Source organism: Streptomyces sp. NRRL F-5630, assembly GCF_000719475.1.
In the GTDB taxonomy this organism is placed as follows: domain Bacteria; phylum Actinomycetota; class Actinomycetes; order Streptomycetales; family Streptomycetaceae; genus Streptomyces.
On sequence record NZ_JOGO01000023.1, the window covers coordinates 42,488 to 63,461 of the forward strand.

The following is a 20,974-nucleotide window of genomic DNA, read 5'->3' on the forward strand; positions in this document are numbered from 1 at the left end:
CTTGCGTCGCGGGGGTTCGCCCGAAAGTGGGGCTTGGGCGGCGCGGGAACGGAAAACCTTCCTTCAATCCGCTGCGGAATCCATTTCCGAATTCATTTGATTTTCGTCACGGTTGCGCGCTGCCCTCGACGGGCCGGGCGCCGCTGATCGCTGGGGGGTGCGCGATGCGCAGAAGGGAATCCGTCGTGGCCGGGCCCGGCAGGGCGCTGCTGCGCTACCTCGCCTATCCCGTGCTGCTCGTCGCCACCGTGCTCGTCGCGGGTCTGGCCCTCGCGGGGGACTGGGACCCGGAGCGGGTGAGCCCGTTCTTCCTCCTGTCCGTCGTGGTCTACCTGACGGTCCTGGAGCGGCTCATCCCGTACGAGCGCGCCTGGCAGCCCACCGCCGCCGAGTGGCGCTGGTACGGCGTCTGGTTCGTGCTCACGATGCTCGCGAGCGCCTTCGCGCAGTTCCTCGTCACGGCCCTCATGACGCGCGTCGCGACCGGCCACCCGGTGCTGCCGCTCGGGGCCGAACTGCCCCTCACCCTCCTCGCCGGCTCCCTCGCCGGCTACGTCACCCACCGGCTCGGACACACCAACCGGCACCTGTGGAAGCTCCACGGCGTGCACCACGTCCCGGCGAAGGTCAACGTGGCGAACAACGGCGTCAACCACGTGCTCGACATCGTCTTCTCCCAGGGCTGCGTGCAGCTCCTGCTCGCGGCCGTCGGCTTCTCCGCCCACTCCGTGCTCGCCTCGGGACTCTTCGTCGCGGCCCAGGGCTACTTCATCCACGCCAACATCGACGTCCGGATCGGCCCGTTCAACCACGTCCTGGCCAGCCCCGAGCAGCACCGCCTGCACCACAGCACGCGGCTCGCCGAGGCCGGGCACTACGGCTCCGACCTCTCCGTGTGGGACCACCTCTTCGGCAGCTTCACCTGGCACCCGGGCCGTACGCCCGCCGCCATCGGGCTCCACGACCCCACTTCCTTCCCGCGGACCGGCGACATCCTCGGCAGCCTCCTCCACCCCGTGCGGCGCTCCCCACGCCCGCGGGAGGAGCAGGCTCCCGTCGCCCCCACGGACGGCCACCAGGGCGCCTGAGCGAGGCCCGCGCCCGCGCCCTGCCCCGGTCCGTCCCCGTACCGACGTCCCGACTCCCTCTGCCCTTCCCCCGTACCACCACTGACTTTGCCGCGCCCCGGTCCGCTCCCGGAGGCCGCGCGAACCCGAGGAGTGTGCCCACATGGCCGCCGCCCACAGCGAGTCCCCGGCCACGGGAGCCCCGCGCGCTGACGCCCCGCAGCCCGCGCACCACCACCCCGCCACCGACCAGGACCCGCCGCCCCCGCCCCGCGCCCCGGTCGCGGACGGCGAGAAGATCGCGATCATCGGGATCGGCTGCCGGCTCCCCGGCGGCGCGGGCGACCACCGCGCCTACTGGCAGAACCTGATCACCGGCAAGGACTGCGTGACGCCCACGCCCGCCGACCGCTACGACACGACGACGCTCGGCAGCCGCCACCGCGACAAGCCGGGCCGCCTCACCGGCGGACGCGGCGGCTACATCGACGGCTTCGACCGCTTCGAGCCCGCCTTCTTCGGGATCAGCGGGCGCGAGGCCGACCACATGGACCCCCAGCAGCGCAAGCTCCTGGAGGTCGCCTGGGAGGCCCTGGAGGACGGCGGACAGCGCCCGGAGAACCTCGTCGGCTCCAACACGGCCGTCTACGTCGGCGCGTTCACGCTCGACTACAAGATCCTCCAGTTCGCCGACCTCGGCTTCGAGACCCTCGCCGCGCACACCGCGACGGGCACGATGATGACGATGGTCTCGAACCGCATCTCGCACGTCTTCGACTTCCGCGGCCCGAGCCTCACCGTCGACACGGCGTGCAGCTCCTCGCTCGTCACCGTGCACCTCGCCCGCCAGGCGCTCCTGCGCGGCGAGACGGACCTCGCCCTCGCGGGCGGCGTGCTGCTGCACATGACCCCGCAGTACACGATCGCCGAGACGAAGGGCGGCTTCCTTTCGCGGAGCGGCAGTTCACGCGCCTTCGACGCGAGCGCCGAGGGGTACGTGCGGGCCGAGGGCGTCGGACTCGTCGCGCTCAAGCGGCTCTCGGACGCGCTGCGCGACGGCGACCCCGTCCACGCCGTGCTCACGGGCAGCGGCGTCAACCAGGACGGCCGCACCCCCGGCATCACCGTGCCGAGCGGCGCGGCGCAGACCCGCCTCGTGCGGGAGGTCTGCGCGGAGGCCGGGATCGCGCCCGGTCAGCTCCAGTACGTCGAGGCGCACGGCACCTCGACGCCCGTCGGCGACCCGATCGAGGCGAACGCGCTCGCGCGGGTGCTCGCCGAGGGCCGCCGGCCCGGCGACGCCTGCTACGTCGGCTCCGTCAAGACGAACATCGGGCACACCGAGTCGGCCGCCGGGATCGCCGGGCTCATCAAGACCGCGCTCGCCGTCGAGCACGGAATCATCCCGCCCCACCTGCACCTCGACACGCTCAACCCCGCGATCGACGCCGACAGCCTCCCCTACGAGATCCCCGCCGTCGCCACGCCGTGGCCCGCGCACGAGGGACCGGCGCGGGCCGGGGTGAACTCCTTCGGCTTCGGCGGCACGAACGCGCACCTGATCATCGAGGAGGCCCCGGCCCGTCCCCCCGCCGGGCCCGCCGCCGCGCGCCCCTGGACGGTGCTGCCGCTCAGCACCCGGCACCCCGAGGCGCTCGCGCGCCGGGCGGCGCAGGTACGGGCCGAGCTGGATCAGGAGGTGGCGCTCGACGACCTCGGGCACACCCTCGCGCACCGCAGGCAGCACCTAGAGACACGGCTCGCCGTCGTCCACTCCTCCCGCGCGTCCCTGCGCGAGGCCCTCGACGCCTACACGGCGGGGACCCCGCACCCGCGCGTCGTCGAGAACCGGCGCCTGGAGCCCGAGGACCGGCGGCTCGTGTGGGTCTACACCGGGATGGGCCCCCAGTGGTGGGGCATGGGGCAGGGCCTCCTCGCGAGCGAGCCCGTCTTCCGGGCCGCCGTCGAGGAGTGCGACCGGGAGATCCACGCGCTCGCGGGCTGGTCGCTCCTGGAGGAGATGGGCCGGGACGCCGCATCCTCGCGGATGGCGCAGACATGGCTCGCCCAGCCCGCCAACTTCGCCGTCCAGTACGGGCTCTCCCGGCTCTGGCACGCGTACGGCGTGCGGCCCGACGCGATCGTCGGGCACAGCACGGGCGAGATCGCCGCCTTCCACGAGGCCGGGGTCTACACGCTGCACGAGGCGTGCGCGATCGCCGTGCACCGCAGCCGCCTCCAGCACAAGCTCGCGGGGGCCGGCGGGATGCTCGCCGTGGGACTCCCCGAGGAGGAGGCGGAGCGCGCACTGCGCGCGTACCGGGGGCGCGTGGCCGTCGCGGCCGTGAACAGCCCCGGCGCGGTGACCCTCGCGGGGGACACGGACGCGCTGGAGGAACTGGCCGCGCACCTCACGCGGGAGCAGGTCTTCGCCAAGGCGCTGACCGTCGAAGTCCCGTACCACTCGCACAAGATGGACGCCATCAAGGACGAACTCCTCGACGCGCTCGCCTTCCTGGACCCGCGGGCGCCGCGCGTCCCGCTGGAACTGACCGGCATGGAGGCGAACGCGGACGGGGTGCGGCTCGACGCCGCGTACTGGTGGCGCAATGTCCGCGAGCGCGTCCACTTCCGCTCCGCCGTCGACCGGCTCGTCCGCGACGGGCACCGGCTCTTCCTGGAGGTCGGCCCCCACCCCGCGCTCGCCCACTCGCTGCGTGAGTGCGCCGAGGCCGCCGGGCACGAGGCCGTCACCGTGCCCTCGATCCGCCGTGCCGAGGACGAGCCCGAGCGCTTCGCCGTCTCGCTCGCGACCCTGCACACCCTCGGCCGCCCCATCGACTGGGACGCGCTCCAGCCCACCGGGACGACGGTTCCGCTGCCCGCGTACCCGTGGCGCGAGGAGCGGCACTGGGTCGAGCCCGCGAACGTCGCCCGGGTGCGCCTCGGCCACTTGGACCACCCGCTCCTCGGCCGCCGCAGCGCTCACGCCGCGCCCACCTGGGAGTCCGCGCTCGACACCGAGCGGCTCCCCTACCTCGCCGATCACCAGATCCAGGGCACCGCCGTCTTCCCGGCCGCCGGGTACGTGGAGATGGCCGCGCAGGCCGTACGGGCCCTGACCGGCGCGCCGCGCGTGCGCCTCGCGGGTGTCGACCTGCGCAAGGCGCTCTTCCTCGCCGAGGACGCCACGCGCACCGTGCAGTTCAGCCTCGACCCCGAGACGGCCGCGTTCACGATCGCGACCCCCGGGGACGCGGACACCGAGCCCGTCGTGCACGCGGCGGGGGTGCTGCGCTCGGGACAGCCCGCCGCGCTCGGCCCGGCGCTGGACCTCGCCGGGGTGCGGGCGCGCACGGAGCGCCGTCTCGACGCGGAGACGTGCTACGCGGGGCTCGCGGCGCTCGGCTACCACTACGGGCCCGCCTTCCAGGCCATCGAGGAGGTGTGGACGGGCGAGGGCGACGTGCTCGCGAAGGTGCGGCCCCCGGCCGGGCTCCTCGGCCCCGACGCCGGGAACCACCACCTGCACCCCGTCCTGCTCGACGCCTGCTTCCAGGCGCTGCTCACCCGGCAGATCCCCGGCGGCCCGGCGCGGCCCCCCGCCTCCGGGGTCCGGCTCCCGCTCTCGCTCGGCGAGCTGGACCTCGCCGCGAGCGGCGACCGGGCGCTGTGGGTGCACGGCACGGTGACGCGCGACGACGGACGGGAACTGCTCGCCGACCTCGCGCTCTACGACGCCGAGGACGGCACCGCACTCGGGCGCGTGACCGGCTTCCGCGCCGCCGACATCGACCAGGTCTCCACGACCGTGTCCCGCGCGACCGTGGACTCGTGGCTCGCGCTGCCGGAGTGGGTGCCCCTGCCGGAGCGCGACGCGCTGCCGGAAGCCGGTGCGCCGGGCCCCCGCGACTGGCTCGTCCTCGCCGACACCACCGGGATCGCCGACGCCTTCGCGGCGCTCGTACGGGAACGGGGCGACCGCTGCCGTCTCGTCCGGCCGGGGACGCGGTACGCGCGGGACGAGGCCGGGGACGTGACCCTCACCCCCGAGGACCCCGTGCACCTGGACCGGCTCTTCGCCGAACTCGACGGCGAGGGAGCGCCGTTCCGCGGCGAGGTCGTGCATCTGTGGAACCTCGGGCACCCGGCACCGGCCGCGTCCTCGGCCGCGGAGGTCGCGACGGCGACCGCGCGCGGCGCGTGGACGCTCGTCGCCCTCGCCCGCGTGCTGCGCGCCCGCCGCGACACCTGCCGCCTGCACGTCGTGACGCGCGGGGCGCAGCCCGTCGCGGACGGGGACGGCGTGGCACCGCTCGGGGCACCCGCCTGGGGCGTCACGCGCGTCCTGCGCCACCAGGAACTCGCGGGACACCGCGGGAAGCTGATCGACCTCGACCCGGCGAGGACCCCCGCCGCCGAGGAGGCGGCGACGCTGCTCGCCGAGTTCCTCACCGACGACGAGGAGGAGATCGGGCTGCGCGGCGCCACCCGCGCCACACTGCGGCTGCGGCCCGCCGGGGAGCGGCTCACCGGGCCCCTCCCGCCCCGCCTGCGCCCGGACGGCACGTACCTCGTGACCGGGGCCTTCGGCGCGCTCGGCCGGCTCCTGTGCCGCACCCTCGTCCGGCGCGGCGCGCGGCGGCTCGTGCTCCTGGGCCGGACGCCGCTGCCACCGCGTGCCGCGTGGCGCGCGACCGACCCGGACAGCCGGGCCGGGCAGGCGATCGCGCTCGTCAGGGAGATCGAGGCGCTCGGCGCGAGCGTCGTGCTCGCGCCCGTCGACCTCACCGACGAGGCCGCCTTCACGGGCTGGCTCGCCACGTACCGCGCGGGCGACCCGCCCCCGTTGCGTGGCGTCTTCCACCTCGCGGGGCAGGTCCGCGACACCCTCCTCGCCGACATCGACCGCGAAGCCTTCGACACCGTCCACGCCCCCAAGACCACCGGGGCGTACCTGCTCGACACGCACCTGCGGGACGAACCCCTGGAGCACTTCGTGCTCTTCGCGTCCGTCGCCTCGCTCCTCACGACGGCGGGACAGACCAACTACGCGGCGGGCAACGCCTTCCTCGACGCGCTCGCGCACCGCCGCCGCGCGGCCGGACTGCCCGCGCTCGCGCTCGACTGGGGCCCCTGGGCGACCGGCATGATCGAGGAACTGGGCCTCGAAGCGCACTACCTGCACAGCCGGGGCATGAACTCGCTGAGCCCCGACGCGGGCATGAGCGTCCTCGAACGCGTCCTCGGCCAGGACGTCGCCCAGCTCGTCGTCGCGACCGTCGTCGACTGGCGCACCTTCCTCGCGTGGTACGACACCCCGCCCGCCCTCGTCCAGGACCTCGCCGCCGCCGCGGGCGACCGGGCGGCCGACGAGGAGGGCGACCTCCTCGCCGCCCTCCGCGCCGCCGGGCCCGAGGAGCGGCGCGCCCTCGTCACGGAGCGCTTCACGCGCCTGGTCGCCGCCGTGCTCCGCGCCGCGCCCGAGGAGATCGACCCCGCCGGCGGCCTCGGCGCCCTCGGCCTCGACTCGCTCCTCGCGATGGAGCTGCGCGCCCGCTCGCAGGCCGAGCTGGGCGTCGCGCCACCCGTCGTCGCGCTGCTCAGCAACACACCGGTCGCCGAGCTGGCGACGCGCCTGTACGAGGAGCTGACCGAGCGCCTCGGGCGGGACGACTCCGCCGAAGGCACCGCCACCGTCGAACTCTGGGACGACGACGGCGACTTCCCGCTCACCCAGAACCAGAAGGCCCTCTGGTTCCTCAAGCAGCTCAACCCCGACGGGCACGCCTACAACATCGGCGGCGCCGTCGAGGTGCGGGCCGTGCTCGACCCCGAGCTGATGTTCGCCGCGGTGCGCAGGCTCGTCGCCCGCCACCCCGCGCTGCGCACCGGCTTCCACCTGCGCGAGGGCCGCCCCGTGCAGCGCATCGGGGACGGCCGCGAGCCCGACCTCGACTGGTACGACGTCGAGGGCCAGGAGTGGGAGGAGATCAGGGAACGGATCATCCACGAGTACCGCGCGCGGTACGACCTGGAGCACGACGCGCTCTTCCGCTTCCGGCTCTTCCGGCGCGGCCCCGACCGCTGGATCATCATGAAGGCCGTCCACCACATCGTCTCGGACGCGGTGTCGACCTTCACGTTCATCGAAGAGCTGCTGGAAGTCTACGAGGCCCTGAAGGAGGGCCGCGAACCGGCGCTCGCGCCCGTGCCCGCGCGGTACGTCGACTTCCTCAACCAGCAGAACAAGTTCCTCGCCTCGCCCGAGGCCGCCCGGATGCGCGACTACTGGCGCGCGCACCTTCCCGCCGAGGTCCCGCTCCTCGACCTGCCCACCGACCGCCCGCGCCCGGCCGTGCAGACGCACAACGGGGCCTCGGAGTTCTTCGTGCTCGACGAGGCGCTCAGCGCCCGCGTGCACACCCTCGCGCAGCGGCACGGCGTCACCCCGTTCATGGTGCTCCTCGCCACGTACTACGTGCTCCTGCACCGCTGGTCCGGGCAGGACGACCTCGTCGTGGGCAGCCCCGTGACGGGCCGCACCCGGCAGGAGTTCTCCTCCGTGTACGGGTACTTCGTCAACCCGCTGCCCCTGCACGCGGACCTCTCCGGCGACCCGGGGGTCGAAACGCTGCTCGCCCAGGTGCGCGACACGGTGCTCGGCGGGCTCGACCACCAGGAGTACCCCTTCGTGCTCCTCGTCGACGAACTCGGCCTCCAGCACGACTCCAGTCGCTCCGCCGTCTTCCAGGCGATGTTCATCCTCCTCACCCACAAGGTCGCCACGGAGCAGTACGGCTACCGCCTGGAGTACATCGAACTGCCGGAGGAAGAAGGCCAGTTCGACTTGACGCTGAGCGTGTACGAGGAAGAGGCGGAAGGGCGCTTCCACTGCGTCCTGAAGTACAACACCGACCTCTTCGACCCCGCCACCGTGCGCCGCATGGCCGCGCACTACACCCACCTGCTCGACAGCCTCACGCACGCGGCGCCCGAGGCACCCGTCTCCTCGCTCGACCTGCTCGCCGCGCGCGAACGCGAGGAACTGGTACGGGAGACGAGCGGCGCCGGGCGCCGGGCGCTCACGGCGGGCACGCTCCCGGTGCACCGGCTCTTCGAGCGGGCGGCGCGCGAGAACGCCCCGGCGGTCGCGGTACGGGTGCCGGGAGGCGCCTCCGTGACGTACGGGGAACTCATGGCGGCTTCGGGGGACGTGGCCGCGCGGCTCCGGGCCCTCGGCGTCGGCCACGGCTCCGTCGTCGGGGTCGCGCTGCCCAAGTCGCCCGAGCTGGTGGCCCACCTGCTCGGAGTGCTGCGGGCCGGGGGCGCCTATCTGCCGCTCGACCCGGCGCTCCCCGCCGAGCGCCTCGCGAAGGTGCTCACGGGGGCGGGCGCCGCGCTGGTGATCACGGCGGCGGGGGCGGAGCCCGCGGACGGGCTGCCCTGCCCGCGGCTCTCGGTCACCGCGCTCGCGGCCACCGAGGCACGCGCGGAGGGGGAACCGGCCGACGACCTCGACGCCCCCGCCTACGTCATCCACACCTCCGGCTCCACCGGGGAGCCGAAGGCGGTCCGGGTCGCCCACCGCAACCTCGCCGCCGCCTACGCCTCCTGGCACCGCGAGTACCGCCTCGGCGAGGAGGTGCGCGTCCACCTCCAGAGCGCGCAGCCGTCGTTCGACGTCTTCACGGGCGACCTCGTGCGCGCCCTGTGCTCCGGCGGGACCCTCGTCCTCGCCGGGCGCGACCTGCTGCTGGACACCGCCCGCCTTTACGAGGTCCTGCGCGAGGAGCGCGTGGACTGCGCCGAGTTCGTGCCCGCCCTCGTGCGCGGGCTCATGGACCACTGCGTGCGCGAGGGCGTGGGGCTCGACTTCCTTCGGCTCCTCGTCGTCGGCTCCGACACGTGGAAGGTCGCCGAGTACGAACGGCTCAGGGAACTGGCGGGGCCGGGCACCCGCGTCCTGAACTCCTACGGCGTCACCGAGGCCACGATCGACAGCGCCTTCTTCGAGGGCCCGGCCGACGGGCTCGACCCCGGGCTCGCCGTCCCCATCGGCCGCCCGCTCCCGCACGCCACGCTCCACGTCCTCGACCCGCACGACAACCCGTTGCCCGCCGGGATCACCGGCGAGCTGTGGATCGGCGGCGAGGGCGTCGCGCTCGGGTACGCGGGGCGGCCCGAGCTGACCGCCGAACGGTTCACGGAGCGCGAGCTGCTGCAGGGAGCCGGGGCCGAACGGCTCTACCGCACGGGCGACCTCGCGCGGTGGGACACGGCCGGGCGCCTCCACCTCCTCGGCCGCGCCGACAGCCAGGTCAAGCTGCGCGGACACCGCGTCGAGACGGGTGAGATCGAGGCGCACCTCGCCGCGCGGCCGGGCATCGCGCGCGCCGTTGTCGCGGTCCGCCCCGGCACGGGCGGCGAGGACGCGCTGTGCGCCTGGTACGTGCCCGAGCCGGGCGCCGAGGTGAGCCGCGCCGCTTTGCGCCGCGCGCTCGCGGACGCGCTGCCCTCGTACCTCGTACCGGCGCACCTCACCGAGGTCGCCGCGCTGCCGCTCACCGCGCACGGCAAGGTGGATGTGCGCGCGCTGCCGGCGCCGCGCGCACAGGACGCGCAGGCCGCGTACGAGCCGCCCGTGACCCTTTACGAGGTGAGCATGGCGAAGCACTGGGAGGCGTTGCTCGGACTGGAACGGGCCGGGCTCGCGGACGACTTCTTCGCCTCGGGCGGCAGCTCCATCAAGCTCATCGAGCTGCTGCACCACCTGCGCACCGAGTTCGGCGTGGGCGTGCCCGTCAGCCGTCTCTACCAGGTCACGACGCTGCACGGGATGGCCGCCGCCGTCGAGGAACGCGTCACCGGCACGACGGCCGACGAGGTCCCGCACCTCGTCTTCAACCCGGAGGCGGAGCGCCCGCTGTTCTGCTTCCCGCCCGCCGGGGGCCACGGGCTCGTGTACCGGGGCCTCGCGGCCTCGCTGCCCGGCCACCGGCTCATCGCCTTCAACTACCTCCCGGGCGACGACAAGGTGAGCAGGTACGCGGATCTCGTCGAGGCGGCCGTGCCGGAGGGGCCGGTGCCGCTGCTCGGGTACTCGCTCGGCGGCAACCTCGCCTTCGAGGTGGCGCGCGCACTGGAGGCGCGCGGACGGGAGGTCGCTCACGTGGTCGTGCTCGACTCGCGCCGCACCCTGGAGGCGTACGAACCCGGCCCCGAGGTCCTGAAGGCGTTCGAGACCGAACTCGGCCACCACCTCCACCAGCACACCGGCTCGGAGATCGTCACGGCGGCGGTCATGGAGCACGCCGCCGAGTACCTGCGCTTCTGCGGGCGCACACCGAACACGGGGACGCTCGCGGCACCCGTGAGCGTGCTCACGGACGAGGACAAGGCGGACCTGTACGAGGAAGGGGTGCCGGGCTCCTGGCACGGGTCATCGGCGGCGGGCCACCGGGTCCTGTGCGGCTTCGGGACGCACGCCGAGATGCTCGACGCGGAGCACCTGCCGCGCAACGCGGAGCTGGTGCGGCGGCTGCTCGACGCGGAGGTGACGTCGTGAGCGCGGCCGAGACGGAGGCGGGCGCGGCCGTGGGGGCGGAGGCGGCCGGAACGGGGTCGGCCGTGGGGGCGGAGGCGGCCGGGGTGCCGGGCGTCCGGGGCGGGGCGCCCGCCACCGACTGGGAGTCCCGCGAGCGCACCCCCGGGACCCCGCCCCGCGTCCTCGTGATCGGGGCCGGGCTCGCGGGGCTCGCGGCGGGCTCGTACGGGCGGATGAGCGGGCTGCGGACGCTCGTCCTGGAGAAGCACGTCCTGCCCGGCGGCTGCTGCACCGCGTGGTCGCGCGAGGGGTACGTCTTCGACTACTGCATCGAGTGGCTCATCGGCACCGCCGAGGGCAACGAGGCGCACCAGGTCTGGCGCGAACTCGGGGCGCTCGACGGCAAGTCGGTGACGAACTTCGCGCTGTTCAACAAGGTCGTCGGCACGGACGGGCGCGAGGTCGTCTTCTGGAACGACCCGGACCGGCTGGAAGCGCACCTCCTGGAGCTTTCCCCTGCCGACGCCCCGCACATCCGCGCGTACTGCCGCGACCTGCGGCGCTTCCTCTCGATCGAGCTGTACCCCTTCCTCACCGCGCCCGCCCTGAAGACCTGGGGCGAGCGGCTGCGCACCCTGCGCACCGTCCTGCCCGCCTTCCGGCTCTTCTGGCGCACCGCGGCGACCCCGATGCACGCCTTCGCCGACAGGTTCCAGGACCCCCTGCTGCGGACCGCCTTCCGCAACATCTTCTTCCAGGACCCCGAGGGCTTCCCCGTCCTGCCGTACCTCTTCAACATGGCGAGCGCCTACCACGGCAACGCGGGCTTCCCGCAAGGCGGTTCGCTCGGGCTCGCGCGCTCGGTCGAGGAGCGGTACACGGGGCTCGGCGGGGAGATCCGCTACCGGGCCCGTGTCGAACGCGTCCTCGTCGAGGACGACCGCGCGATCGGGGTGGAACTGCGCGGCGGGAAGAGGCTCTACGCCGAGCACGTCATCTCCGCGGCCGACGGGGACACCACCATCAAGGGCCTGCTCGGCGGCCGGTACACGAGCCCCAGGATCGACAAGCTGTACGAGGAACTGCTGGAGAAGGAGGGGTCGTTGTTCCCCGCCGTCGTCTCGGCCTTCGTCGGCGTCGAGGGGGACCTGCCCGAGGGCGAGGCGCACAGCACGACGTACCTCCTCGACGAGGAGGACGCGGCGCGCCTGCCCGGCGGCCTCCAGTCCAGCATCGTCGTGCAGCTCCGCTCCCGCTACGCGGACGGCTTCGCGCCCGAGGGCAGGTCCGTCGTGCACTGCACGTACTTCAGCGACTACGGGTACTGGGCGGACTTGCGCGCGGCCGACCGCCGTGCCTACCGCGCCCGCAAGAGCGAAGTCGCCGCCTTCGTCCGGGAGTTCCTGGAACGGAAGTGGCCGGAGGTGGCCGGGCGCATCGAGCTGGTCGATGTCGCCTCGCCCGCGACGACCCGCCGCTACACCGGCAACCACAAGGGCTCGATCCTCGCCTGGAAGGCGTTCTCCGAGGCCGACGACCTCTCCGCGAAGCTCGTCGGCAAGGACCGGATGCGCCTGCCGGGTCTCGCCGGGTTCTCGATGGCGGGCCAGTGGGTCGGCATGGGCGGGCTCATCCGCGCCGCGTCGACCGGGCGCTTCGCCGTCCAGTACCTGTGCGACGAACTCGGCCTCCCCTTCCGGGCGTTCGAGAGCGAGAACACCGAGCCCTGGCACCCGGGAAAGCTCGGCAGCCTCCCCCAGCTGGACCGCTGGAACGAACGCGAGGAGCGGGGCCGATGACGAGCCGGGCCGATGACAAGCGGGCGGGAGAGGCCGCCGGGACCGCCGGAGCACGGGCGGACGGGGGCGCCGGGACCGCTGGAACACGGGCGGACGAGGCCGCCGGAGCACGGGCGGGCGGGGACGCGGGGACCGACGAGGAGCGAGCGCGAAGGATGGCCGGGCCGATGACGACCGCGTACGACGAAGGGCGGGCCCGATGACGAGCCGCCCCACCGCCCGCCCGGCCCAGCGCGCCGGGGAGGAGCGCCCACCCGCGCCGGACGGGAGGCGCCGCGAGACCATGCTGATCATCGGCGCGGGGCTCGGCGGCCTCTCGACCGGCGTCTACGCGCAGCTGAACGGCTACCGTTCGCGCGTCCTGGAGATGCACGAGATCCCCGGTGGCTGCTGCACCGCCTGGGAGCGCGGCGACTACACCCTCGACGCCTGCGTGAGCTGGCTGCTCGGCAGCGGCCCGGGCAACGAGATGCACCAGATCTGGCTCGAACTCGGCGCCCTCCAGGGCAAGGAGATCCGCCACTTCGACGTGTTCAACGTCGTCCGCGACACCGACGGGCGCGCGGTCTACTTCTACTCGGACCCCGACCGCCTCCAGGCCCACCTCACCGGCATCTCGCCCGCCGACGCCCGCCACATCAAGGGCTTCTGCGACAACCTTCGCTCCTTCCGCAAGGCCCTCGCCGTCTACCCCTTCCTCAAGCCGGTCGGGCTCATGGGCCGCGTCGAGCGGATGCGGATGCTCGCCGGGTTCCTTCCGTACTTCAACGCGGTCCGCAAGACGATCTCCGTCCTCATGCGGGACTACGCGGAGAGGTTCCAGAGCCCGCTGCTGCGGCGCGCGTTCAACTACGTCCTCTACGAGCGCCACCCCAACTTCCCTGTCCTGCCGACCCACTTCCAGATGGCCTCGCACGCCAACCTCTCCGCCGGCGTCCCCGAGGGCGGGTCGCTCGGGCTCGCGCGCTCCATCGAGGAGCGATACCTGCGGCTCGGCGGGGAGGTCTCCTACAACACGAAGGTCGAGGAGGTCCTGATCGAGGGGGACGCGGCCGTCGGGGTGCGGCTGAGCGACGGCGGCGAAGTGCGCGCGGACATCGTCGTCGCCGCGTGCGACGGGCCCACGACGATGCGCTCGCTGCTCAGGGGCCGCGACCTCGGAGAGGAGTACGAGCGCCTCTACACCGACACGATCGAGAAGCCCGGCATGGTCTTCCCCGGCTACGTGACGCTCTTCCTCGGCCTCAAGCGCGAGTTCCCCGAGGCCGACCCCTGCACGACGTACCTGCTCGACGACGCCACGGCCGGGAAGCTCACCGGCATCCGGCACTCCAGCATCAACGTCCAGTTCCGCGACCGGCACTACCCGGAGCTGTCCCCGCCCGGCACGAGCGTCGTCTACGCCACGTACTTCTGCGACATCGCGCCCTGGCGCGCGCTCGACGAGGGCCCCGAGCAGCGCACGCGCCGCAAGGGCGGCGAGGAACTGCACACCCTGCCCGTCAGGCACGGGCGCGGCTACTACGCGGCGAAGCACCAGGTCCGCGACACGCTCGTGGGGTTCCTGGAGGAGCGCTTCCCCGGGCTGAGCGAGTCCATCGCCGTACGGGACGTCTCGACGCCGCTCACGCAGGTCCGCTACACGGGCAACTTCGACGGGACCGTGCTCGGCTGGCAGCCCTTCGTGGAGAGCGGCGAGACGCTGGAGGAGCTGATCAAGAAGCACGGGCCGGGCGTCCCCGGGCTCGGGAACTTCTACCAGTCCGGGGTCTGGGCCACGACCGGCGGCCTCATCCGCGCGGCGGCGGCCGGGCGGCACGTCATGCAGTTCGTGTGCCGCGACGACGGCAAGGAGTTCACCGCCTCGGTGGACACGCACGGCCCGCTGCCCACGCACCGGGTCATCCCGGTGGGGCCGAGGGTGCCGGGGCCCGCGACGGGGCCCGCGGGCGACGGGGCCGCGTCCGTACGCGTCCCGCAGAAGGAGGAATCCCGGTGAGGGCCAGCAAGTGGGTCGTGCGCGAGCACGTCGCGGGCGCCCCGGACGTCTCGCGTGTCTACGAGCGCGTGGACGAGGACCTCCCCACCGACCTCGCGCCCCACCAGATGCTCCTGCGCACGCGGTACGTCTCCGTCGACCCCTACCTCCAGGGCATCACGCTCGACACCCCGATCGGCGCGCACATGGGCGCCGACACGATCATGGAAGTGCTCGAAGCCGGGCCCGAGGCACCCTTCCGCGAGGGCGAGCTGGTGCAGGGGTACGGGGGCTGGCGCACCCACCTGGTGAGCGACGGGAAACCGGAGCTGTGGGCCACCGGGACCTTCCCGATGGTCTTCCCCGCCTACCGACGGCTGCGGCCCGACTGGTACGACGAGGGCCTGCCGCTCTCGACGGCGCTCGGCGCGATGGGCGGCCCCGGGATGACGGCGTGGGGCACGCTGAGCAAGTTCCTCGACGTGCGCCCCGGCCAGACCCTCGTCATCAGCGGCGCCTCCGGCGCGGTCGGCGCCCTCGCCGGGCAGCTCGCCCGGGGCGCGGGCGCCCGCGTCATCGGCACGACGTCGAGCCCGGCCAAGCGCGACTACCTGCGCGGCCTCGGCTTCGACGAGGTCGTCCTCTACCGCCACGGCGACAGCCTCGCCTCCGTCCGCGCGGCCCTGGAGACGGCGGCGCCCGACGGTGTCGACCGCTACTTCGACAACCTCGGCGGGGCCGTCACGGACGCCGTCTTCTCGATGCTCACCGTGGACAGCAGGGTCGCCGTGTGCTGGCAGTGGGCGACCCAGGTGGGCGGCGAGGCGGTCGGGCCCCGCCTGTTCCCGTACATCATGTTCCCCCGCACCACGATCCGCGGGATCTTCTCCATCGAGTGGTTCACCGACGCCAACTGGCAGGCGCTGCACGAGGAACTGGGCGGCCGCATCCGGCGCGCCGAGGTCGTGAGCGACCAGACGGTGTACGAGGGCTTCGACGCGATCCCCGAGGCGTACGGGAGTCTCTACGGAGCGCGCGAGGCGAACCGGGGGAAGGTGCTGGTGAAGTTGTGAGCGGCGGGCCCGGCGGGGAGCGGGGGCCGCCCGGGGGCTCGCCGCTCCCGTCCCCGCCCGCTCCCCTCCCGGAAGGCCCCTCCGTGACCAGTACCCTCCCCACCGCACCCCTGCCCCCGCTCCACCGCATCCCGAGCGCGCCCTGCGCGGCCCCGCACCCCGTCGTCCTGCCCGACGGCACGGCGGCGTGGCGCGTCAGCAGATACGCGGACGTGCGCGAAGTCCTCGGCGGAGGGGGCTTCACCCGCGCCGCGCTCTACGCCGAGGAGCACGACGACCGGCCCAGCGGCGGCGGCATCGTCGACGACCCCGAACTCCTCTTCAACCAGGACGGCCCCGAGCACCTGCGGCTGCGCCGCACGGTGGGGCGGGCCTTCACGCCGCGCGCGGTGGCCCGCTGGGAGCCGTGGATCACCGCGACGGTCGAGGAACTGCTCGACGAACTCGTGCGGCGCGAGGGGCCCTTCGACCTCGTCTCCGGACTCGCCCGGCCGCTTCCCGTCTCCGTCATCACCCGGCTTCTCGGCCTCGGCGGGGACGCGTGGGAGAAGATCGGGTACTGGAGCGACCTGGCCTTCACGGACGGCTCGCACTCGGCGGCCGAAGTCGAGTCCGGGCTCGCCGACTTCACGCGCTTCGGCGGTGAACTCCTGGCGCTGCGCCGCAAGGAGCCCGGGGACGACCTCGTGAGCGGCCTCGTGGGCGCCGCCGACGCCGAGGGCGGTATCCCGGAGTCCCAACTCGTGCGCTTGGTCTGCGGGATGGTGGTGGGCGGGCACGACAGCACCATGACGATGCTCGGCAACGTGCTCCTCTACCTCCTCGGCGAACGCCGCGACGCCTGGCCGCGCCTCACCGACGTTGACGCGGCGGGGCGCGCCGCCGACCGCCTCCTCCACTTCGTCCCCCTCGGCGAGGACCCCGGCAGCCTGCGCCGCTGCGTCGCCGGCACCGACCTCGGCGGCGTGCGCATCCCGGCGGGCGCGATCGTCGTGGCCGACATCGTCGCGGCGAACCGCGACCCCGAGGTCTTCCCGCCCGCCGAGGCCGAGGACCTCTTCCGCGAACTGCCCGCCCCCACCCTCGCCTTCGGCGGCGGCCCCCACTACTGCATGGGCGCCTGGCTCGCGCGCCTCGAACTCCGCACCGCCCTGAACCGCCTCGCGACCCGCCTCCCCGGGCTGAGGCTCGTCCAGGGCGACGGGGGAGTCGAGTGGCGGCTCGGGACGACGTCACGCGGGCCGAAGCGGCTGATGGCGAGGGGGTGAGGAGAACGGGGGAGGGGCCGGCTCGTTTCGTCGTCAGGCGGGCCGGGTCGGGGCGGGGGGCGGCGCGGGTGCCGCCGGCTGCGGGGCGTGAAGTGCCGCGCGTGACCGGTCCCGGCCGTCCGGAAACGGGGCGGGGCCCGCCGGGGGCGTGGACGGCCGGGGGGTACGGGGCGGAGCCTGCCGCGTGCGTGATCCGGCCCGTACCGCCAGCCAGGCCCCCGCCGCCGCCAGCGGGGGCAGCGTGTAGCCCAGCCACGGGCGGGGGCCGTCGGCCAGGTGACCCGCCGCCGTCGCTCCCGCCGACGAGCCCGCGAGGATCGCGGTCACCGCCCAGCTCATCGCCTCCGTGAGGCGCCGGGCGGGGACGCGGGAGTGGAGGGTGTTCATGGCCGTGATCATCACGGGGGCCGTCGCCGTGCCGATGAGCAGGAGCGCGGGAGCCAGGGGCCACGCCGCGTCCGTGGTCGCCGCGCAGAGCGGCGGGAACAGGAGCAGCGCCGCCATCACGGCGAGGCAGCGGCCGAGCCGGAGAGGTCTCCCGCAGGCGCCGAGAGCGAGCCCCGCGAGGCCCGAGCCCGCCGCCTGGACACCGAGCAGCAAGCCGGCGGCGCCTCCCGTCCCGCTCACCGTCGTCACCTCCAGGGACCCGAAGACCACCCCGGTCCCCACGAAGCAGCACAGCAGCGGCGCGAGTCCCCGCCACGGCAGCCGCCCCGCCGCGCTCCCCGCTCCGGGCGCGGGACGCACGTCCTCGCCCACCGCCACGAAGGCGAGCGTCCCGCCGAGGAGCAGCCCCGCCGCCGTGAGCAGCCCGGCCGCCGGGTCGAACGAGGTCGCGAGCAGCACGGCCAGCACGGGACCGAGGGTGAAGCAGAGTTCGTCAATGACCTGCTCCAAGGCGTTCGCGGCGCCCTTCAACCGGGAGCCTTCGGACGTCGGGCCGGGGCTTTCGGGCGTCGGGCCGGTGCTTTCGGGAGTCGGCCCGGAACGTTGAGGCGTCGGCCTGGGGCCCACCGGTGTCGGCCCGGAGTCTTCCGGTGTCGTCCCCGAGCCTCCCGATACCGGCCCGGGGTCCTCCGGTTTCCGCAGCAGGTGGGCCCAGCGCGCCCGCGCCATCGCGCCCGTGTTCGGCGCGCAGCCGAGGAGCGGGTACGTCGCGAAGTACGTCCACACCGGGGCCCCGCCCCGCACGCACAGCACGAGCCCCAGCAGCCCGAGCGCCGCGAGGGCCGCCGCCCACGGCGCGACGCGCCGCTGCCCGTGCCGGTCGGTGAGCCGCGCGGTCCACGGCCCGGCGAGCGCCGTCGCGAGCAGTCCCGCCGCCGACACGGCGCCCGCGAGCCCGTACGAGCCGTGCGCCCGCGCCACGAGCAGCACGGTGCTCACGCCGCACATCGCGGCGGGGAGCCGCGCCACGGCACCCGCGGCGGTGAAGAGGCGCGCGGAGGGCAGGGCGAGCAGGGCGCGGTAGGGGGCCCACGGCGGGGCGCCCCGGAGGGGGATCGGCATGTCCCCAGGCTCGCGGCGGGCCCGCCGCCCGGTCCAACACCTCTTCGGGCGCCGATTCACCGCTCCGCGTTGTCAATGGCCGGGTGCCACGGGTTAGGTTCGCGCCGTGGCCGCCCAAGACGACATTCCCCCGCGCCTGTTGCGCGCCTTCCTCGCCGTCGCCGAGGAACTGCACTTCACCCGCGCCGCCGCCCGCCTCTACCTCGCCCAGCAGGCCCTGAGCCGTGATGTGCGGCGGCTGGAAAGGGAGTTGGGCGCCCAGTTGTTCGTGCGCTCCACGCGCAGCGTCGTCCTCACGCCCGAGGGCGAACTCCTCGTACCGCTCGCCCGCCGCCTCCTCGACGCGCACGACGCGCTCCGCGCCGCCTTCGCGACGCCGAGCCCGTTCCTCGTCGATGTCAACAGCCCGGGTCTGCTCGGGGAACGCGTCGTCGCGCACGCGCGCACGCTCGCGGCATCCGGCGGCGAACTCGTCGTCCGGTACGAGAGCGGCCTCACGCACGCCGCCGCCGAGATCCACGCCGGGCGCATCGACGCCTCCTTCGGCCGCTTCGCCGGGCTGCCGCCCGCGCTCGCCGCCGGGCTCGACCACCAGCCCGTCGCCTACGAGCGCATGGGTGTCGTCCTGCCCGCGGGCCACCGCCTCGCCGCCCTGCCCGAGGTCCCCCTGGCCGCGCTCGCGGGCGAGGAGGTCTACGCGGGGGCGGGGAACGCCCGGACCGCCGAATGGACCGCTCTCGCCGAGGAGTTGTTCGCCCCGTACGGCATCGTGCTCGCCCCTCCCGCGCCACTCGTCGTCGGCGAGGCCGAGTTCGCGCGCGTCATGGCCGAGAAGCGACGGCCCGTGCTCTCGGTGACCGGGCTGCCCGCCTTCGCGGGGAGCGTGCTGCGGCCGCTCGTCGAGCCCGTACCGCTCTCGCCCGTCTCCCTCGTGTGGCGCGCGGGGCGCCGGCACCCGGGGCTCGACGCGCTGCGCGAGGCCGCGACCGCTCTCGCGGGCGCCGAATCATGGCTCATCCGGCCACCTTTCGCATGGCTTCCGACCAAAGATGCACTCATCATGATGAGTACCGCGCAGGAGGCGCTTTGACCACGAGTCAACGCGTTACCTTGCTCTTCCGGGCGCGGTAGGACAAATGGGGGGCGCTCGGGCCGGGTGGGGGCCCGGTCCGGTGAGGGGCGGCGCCCGGGTCGCCCGCGCACCCGTACCAGCTCGATGGGGGTAGTGCGCACACCGTGGAAACTTGGCGAGAAGACGTCAGCTCGGGACGCAGTCACGAGCCGCAGGGCGTGACCGTCGCTCTCGACAGCCTCGGCCGCCGCTCGGCCGACCTTCCGGCGCAGAGCGGCGCCGGCACCCGCCCCGGAGCGGGCGACGAGAGGGCCGAACGGCCCGTCTTCGTCGACGCGTCCGGGCGCCGGGGCCGCCGCTACCGCAGGCTCGGCCTCGGTCTCGGCCTCGCCTGCGGGGCCTACGCGGCCGTCATCGGCGCCACGCTCGTCTCGGGCGACTCGGACGCGCCCTGGCTGCCGCTGCCGCAACCGGCGACGAAGGCCCACGCGGACAGGGTCAGGCCCTCGCCGCCGGGCACGGACGCCGGGGACGGCACCACACCGGAGGCGGACACCGCCGCCCCGCCCGTGCTCCCCGCCGCCCTCGCGCCCGGCCTTCCGGGGCGTACGGGGCTGCCGGGCCTGCCCGGTGCGCCCGGCATCCCCGACATCCCTGAGCTGCCCGGCGCGGGCACGGCGCCGGGCACCGGCACGACGCCGGGCAAGGGCGGCACGCCCGGCGGGGCCAGGCCGTCCCCGGGCGGCGGCGGTACGTCGCCGGGCACGAAGCCCAGCGGCGGTACGGGCACGGGTCCCGCTCCCGGCACCGGCTCCGGCGGGACGAAGCCGGGCTCCGGCACGGGCGGTGGAGAGCCCGGTACGGGGCCGGGCGGCGCGGACCCGAGCCCCGGCACGGACCCCGACCCCGGCGGCGGCACGGGGAGCCCCGATCCCGGTACGGACCCGGGCGGCACGGACCCCGGCCCCGGCGGCACCGACCCCGGTGAGGGCGGTGGCGAGACCCCCGGCGCGGGCGAGACCGGCGGCACGGAGCCCCAGCCCGGCGGCGAGACCCCGCTCCCCGGCACACCCGCCCCGGGCGAGAGCCAGGGCACCCCTGACCCGGCCGACGGGGGCGCTACGGGCGGTACCGGCGACACGGGGACACCGGGCCCCACGGCGGCTCCGACGCCCGCGCCCACCGCGGCGGTCTGAGCACGGGGCAACGCGAAGCGCCGCGGGGCGACCGGTCGGCCGTTGGCCTCGTCCGGCGCGGGTGGCCCCTGCCGGGGTCGTCCTGCCCGGAGGTGGGCGGCCCTTGCGGGGGTTGTCCCGTCCGGTCGTGGGTGCCCCTGCCGGGGTCGCCCCCTCCGGTCCTCGGTGACCCTTCTCAGGCACCCCCGGTCGTCGGACGCCCCGCCTCGCTGCCCCGGTATCGCGTCAGGCCGTACGGGGTCGTCCGGCCGGCCCCCGCCCTTGCCCTCCGGGCCCGGTGGAGGCGGGGAGCCGTCACGCGGGGGTGGGGCGGGCTCCGGAGCGCCCGCTGGGTGGTTTCCGGGCGGCGAGGGCTCAGGGGTGTCCGTCATCGGCGCTCCTTCGTGGATGGTGCCGGGTCCGCTCGGGGACGGTGGCGTGCGCACATCGTTTCACGCGGACAGGGGAGCCGACGGGGCCGCCGGA

9 protein-coding genes are annotated in these 20,974 nt (G+C 74.7%); 8 read left to right on the forward strand and 1 reads right to left on the reverse strand.

Going from position 1 to position 20,974, the window contains the following annotated elements; all coding sequences use genetic code 11:
* Positions 1–164: 164 nt before the first annotated feature.
* The 6 genes from IF99_RS0113745 (at position 165) to IF99_RS0113775 (ending at position 16,732) form a co-directional block, all read left to right on the forward strand.
* Positions 165–1,088, forward strand: coding sequence for a sterol desaturase family protein (locus IF99_RS0113745; protein WP_051703479.1), 924 nt, complete (start codon positions 165–167; stop codon positions 1,086–1,088).
* 142 nt (positions 1,089–1,230) lie between these two features.
* Positions 1,231–10,635: a non-ribosomal peptide synthetase/type I polyketide synthase gene (locus IF99_RS0113750; protein WP_030996736.1), complete on the forward strand. Its 9,405-nt coding sequence runs from the start codon at positions 1,231–1,233 to the stop codon at positions 10,633–10,635.
* Between the two features lie 83 nt (positions 10,636–10,718).
* Positions 10,719–12,413, forward strand: a complete 1,695-nt coding sequence (locus IF99_RS0113755; RefSeq protein ID WP_030996737.1) for a phytoene desaturase family protein — start codon at positions 10,719–10,721, stop codon at positions 12,411–12,413.
* A 283-nt stretch (positions 12,414–12,696) separates the two neighbouring features.
* Positions 12,697–14,412 carry a phytoene desaturase family protein gene (locus tag IF99_RS0113765; protein WP_199806494.1) on the forward strand — a complete coding sequence of 572 codons (1,716 nt, stop codon included), beginning with the start codon at positions 12,697–12,699 and terminating at the stop codon, positions 14,410–14,412.
* Complete coding sequence (locus IF99_RS0113770) at positions 14,409–15,464, forward strand: MDR family NADP-dependent oxidoreductase (RefSeq protein WP_030996740.1); 1,056 nt, start codon at positions 14,409–14,411, stop codon at positions 15,462–15,464. The genes IF99_RS0113765 and IF99_RS0113770 overlap by 4 nt, the downstream gene beginning before the upstream one ends.
* Before the next feature lie 83 nt (positions 15,465–15,547).
* Positions 15,548–16,732: a cytochrome P450 gene (locus IF99_RS0113775; protein WP_030996741.1), complete on the forward strand. Its 1,185-nt coding sequence runs from the start codon at positions 15,548–15,550 to the stop codon at positions 16,730–16,732.
* A gap of 33 nt (positions 16,733–16,765) precedes the next feature.
* Here the strand turns inward: IF99_RS0113775 and IF99_RS34900 are convergent, their stop codons facing one another.
* The gene (locus tag IF99_RS34900; RefSeq protein ID WP_051703480.1) at positions 16,766–18,241 is read right to left on the reverse strand and encodes an MFS transporter permease; all 1,476 of its coding nucleotides are present in this window, start codon (positions 18,239–18,241) and stop codon (positions 16,766–16,768) included.
* A gap of 139 nt (positions 18,242–18,380) precedes the next feature.
* Between IF99_RS34900 and IF99_RS0113785 the strand changes: the two genes are divergently transcribed.
* The gene (locus IF99_RS0113785; protein ID WP_030996743.1) at positions 18,381–19,331 is read left to right on the forward strand and encodes a LysR family transcriptional regulator; all 951 of its coding nucleotides are present in this window, start codon (positions 18,381–18,383) and stop codon (positions 19,329–19,331) included.
* Between the two features lie 200 nt (positions 19,332–19,531).
* Entirely contained in the window at positions 19,532–20,509 is a 978-nt protein-coding gene (locus IF99_RS0113790) for a hypothetical protein (RefSeq protein ID WP_037826889.1), read from the forward strand.
* The last annotated feature ends 465 nt before the right edge of the window (positions 20,510–20,974 follow it).